This window comes from Luteitalea sp. (assembly GCF_022842525.1).
Lineage (GTDB): Bacteria > Acidobacteriota > Vicinamibacteria > Vicinamibacterales > Vicinamibacteraceae > Luteitalea.
On sequence record NZ_JALHPM010000349.1, the window covers coordinates 1 to 3,411 of the forward strand.

General features: G+C 67.9%; 5 protein-coding genes. 2 read left to right on the forward strand and 3 right to left on the reverse strand.

Annotation, left to right across the window (positions count from 1 at the left end):
- The coding region (locus tag Q0C41_RS30730; protein WP_291990748.1) for a DUF1326 domain-containing protein at positions 1–441 on the forward strand (441 nt) is incomplete at its 5' end.
- Between the two features lie 94 nt (positions 442–535).
- Positions 536–1,273 carry an SDR family oxidoreductase gene (locus tag Q0C41_RS30735; RefSeq protein ID WP_291990756.1) on the forward strand — a complete coding sequence of 246 codons (738 nt, stop codon included), beginning with the start codon at positions 536–538 and terminating at the stop codon, positions 1,271–1,273.
- A gap of 198 nt (positions 1,274–1,471) precedes the next feature.
- Here Q0C41_RS30735 and Q0C41_RS30740 read toward each other — a convergent pair whose 3' ends face one another.
- The 3 genes from Q0C41_RS30740 to Q0C41_RS30750 all read right to left on the reverse strand — a co-directional run.
- Positions 1,472–2,416 carry an aldo/keto reductase gene (locus Q0C41_RS30740; RefSeq protein WP_291990750.1) on the reverse strand — a complete coding sequence of 315 codons (945 nt, stop codon included), beginning with the start codon at positions 2,414–2,416 and terminating at the stop codon, positions 1,472–1,474.
- Between the two features lie 232 nt (positions 2,417–2,648).
- Positions 2,649–3,041 (reverse strand): four helix bundle protein, encoded by a 393-nt coding sequence (locus tag Q0C41_RS30745; protein ID WP_291990752.1) that lies wholly within the window; start codon positions 3,039–3,041, stop codon positions 2,649–2,651.
- 118 nt (positions 3,042–3,159) lie between these two features.
- Positions 3,160–3,411 (reverse strand): hypothetical protein (locus Q0C41_RS30750; protein ID WP_291990754.1); only part of this gene is annotated, 252 nt, incomplete at its 5' end.

Here is a 3,411-nt window from a genome sequence, read left to right on the forward strand (position 1 = left end):
ATCGCGTTGATCGCCGCGCTGTCCGGCACGCACAACCTGGGCATGCGCGAGATGGGCGGAGAAGCCCCGACCCTGGTCAAGACGCTGCTGTATGTCGACGACCGGGCCACGACGGCGCAGCGCGAGGCCCTCGTCTCGATGGCGAAGACGGCCATCGGTGATTTGGCGTTCCGCGTCGTCGACGTCCAGGCCGTGCCGATTGCCTTCGAGCGTACCCACCACGCGGCGGCCGTGCTCGCGGGTGATGCCCAGCTGCAGGTCGAGGCCCACATCCACCACGATCCGTCGTGCGGCGCGATGCAGTGGTTCCACCCGCTGTCGCGTGGCGCCGAGGCCGAGGTCGGCCTCACGCGCAACCAGACCTTCACGGGACAGGCGCTCGGGAGCCGCTGGCAGCAGATCGACAAGCGCTCGGCGTTCGTCGGGACGTTTGCGTTCTAAGGGGAATTCAGAATTCACAATGAAGGGTCCGCGTAGGCTTCGACCGGGTGCCTCGAGCTGAGCTTCATTGTGAATTTTGAATTCACAATTGTTTGTGCTTGCTGACCGCGTGGTCCTCATCACGGGCGGTGCCCGGATGGGGGCGTCGCTCGCGCAGGCGTGTGCCGAGCGAGGCGCGCACGTCGCGCTCTCCTATTCCCGTTCCGCTTCTGCCATCGCTGGCGCGGTCGAGACCGTCACGGCCGCTGGGCGTCGCGGGCGCGCGTTCTTCGCCGATCTGCGGCAACCGCAGGCGTGTCAGGGCCTGGTCGCCGATGTCCTCGACTGGGCCGGGCGGCTCGACGTGCTGGTGTGTCTCGCCTCCACCTACGATCGCGTGCCGCTCGACGACGTGACCCCAGACCTCTGGCATCAGCAGCTCGCCGTCGACCTCGACGCGTCGTTCCACTGCGCACGCGCGGCCGGAGCGCACATGCGCACGCGCGGCTCCGGTCACATCATCCTGTGCAGTGATTGGGTCGCGGCCAGCGGGCGCCCGCGGTACACGGGGTACGTCCCCTACTACGTCGCGAAGGCAGGGGTCGTCGCCCTCACCGAGGCGCTGGCGCTGGAACTGGCCGAGGCGGGCATCCAGGTCAACGCGATCGCCCCCGGCCCCATCCTCCCCGCGGCGGGATCGACCGCGGAGATGCAGCAGGCCGTGATCGCGGCGACCCCACTCGGACATTGGGGCGGCCCGGAGGTCGTCACCGACACCGTGATCGGACTCCTCGCCCAGGACTGGGTGACTGGACAGGTGGTCCGGGTGGATGGCGGACGGCACCTCGGGTGAAGCCCCCCAGGCAGGACGGAGGACAGAGGAATGAGGACGGAGGTAGGACGGAGGGCGTGAAGAAGGAAGGGAAGAAGTGAAAGCCTCGCGGCTCGCCCCTTTGACCTCTGACCTCCCACCTACCTCTCTCCTCCGTCCTCGTTCCTCCGTCCTCGCTTCCCCGTCCTCGTTTCTCCGTCCTGTCGGGGCGTTTGCCGCCTAGGCGTTGGGCAGCGCCTCGATGAACTCGACCATCTTCTTGCGCGTGGCCGCGTCGGGCAGCGAGCCGCGCCCGCCGCCCAGGTTGTCGATGACGTTCTTCGCCTGGCTGGTCGCCGGCGTGACACACGTCACGGCCGGATGGGCGACGACGTACTTCAGGAAGAACTGGCCCCAGGTGGCGGCACCCACCTGTTTCGCCCAGTCGGGCACCGGCCGGTCGCCGACGCGCTTGAAGAGGCGGGTCCGGCCGAACGGCACGTACACCAGCACGCCGATCTTGCGCTCCTGCGCGAGCGGCAGAATGGACTCCTCGACGTCGCGGTTGTCGATGGCGTAGTCCACACCGATGAAGTCGAGCGGCTCGTTGCGCATCACCGTCTGGAGTTCGGCGTACTGGGACTTGTTGGTGCTGGTCACGCCGATGTAGCGGACGCGGCCGGTCTTCTTCATCTCCTTGAGGAGGCCCAACTGGGTCGGGACATCTCCGAGGTTGTGCACCTGGATGAGGTCGATCTTGGCCTTCTTGAGCTTCGTGAACGAGGCGTCGATCTGCGCCCTGGCCGCCGCCGGATCGGCACCGCCCCCGCCGCGCCCGGCGACGTTCACCTTCGTGGCCCAGAAGATCTTGTCGGTGATGCCGAGTTCCCCACCGAGGCGACCGGCGACCTCCTCTGAGGCGCCGTAACTGGGGGCCGTGTCGAACACGGTGCCGCCCTGGTCGGTGAAGGCCTTCAGCACCTCGCGCAGGGCCGTGACGTCCTCACTGCGTGCGACCTGGGAGAAGGTGGCCGAACTGCCGAGACCCACGACCGGGATCTTCTCGCCCGAGGACGGGATGGCGCGCATGATCAGGGGCTGCTGCGCCTGCAGCCGGATGGTATCGAGCGCCAGGGCGGTACCGGCCCCGGCCGTCAAGGTCAGCCATTCACGACGAGTCAGCATCTCGGAAGTCCTCCAGCGCATTCCGACGACGGAGGGGCGGGGAATGTTGCATCAGCAATTCAGGTTTCCTGACGGCGACATTCAAGATGAAAAATGAAGCGCGGGGCCAGCACCGCCACTCTGCCGCTGCACAATTCAGGGCCCCTGATGGCGACATTCAAGATTCAGAATGAAGCGCGGGGCCAGCACCGCCACTCTCCCGCCGCACTATTCAGGGTTGCCAGGTCGAACCTCAGAGGTCGGCGCGGCGCGCGAGGCGGTCGGCGCTGCGGCGGGCGTCGTTGCGTCTGGCGCTGATGAGAATGGACGACAGGATCCGGCAGAGTTCGTTGGACTCCGCCTGCAGGGCAGGCAGCCCATCGTCGGCCGGGCACATGTCCCGGCGGAGGCGGAGCCAGTGGCGAGCCTCGAAGGCCTCTTTTCGGGCGATGCCGACCTTGTGAATGAAGTCCGGGCGACTGCTGGCAGCCTGCGCCTCTTGCAAGTTGGCGCCGACCGACGTCGCGGACCGGAACAGCTGGCGCAGCAACTCTCGCCCGATCACCGACCGCGACTCGCACTCGACGGCGTAGCGCATCACGTCGCGCCCGAACCGGTAGCTGCGCTCCTGAATCTCTCGCCCCATGCAGCCGCCGGTCGCATCGTTCGTGCCATCGCCGTTGTCCCACCCAGCGCCGACCTGCGGGGTCGCCAGCCCCGGTCGTCGCAGAAAGTGCCAACCGGCCCGCGGGGAGACCGCGCCATTACTGCGCCGCTCGTCCGCCCGGTGGCCCGGCCGCGAGGCGAGCCGGGCCGAAGGCGACGGCCCACAGCACCCGCGCCCCGAGCTGCACTTCATTCTGAATGCTGAATGTCAGCGAAGCGCGCCTGAATTGCTCGTCCGCCCGATGGCCCCGCCGTGAGGCGAGCCGGGCCGAGCCAAAGGCGACGGCCCACGGCACCGGCGCCCCGAGCTGCGCTTCATTCTGAATCTTGAATGTCAGCGAAGCGCGCCT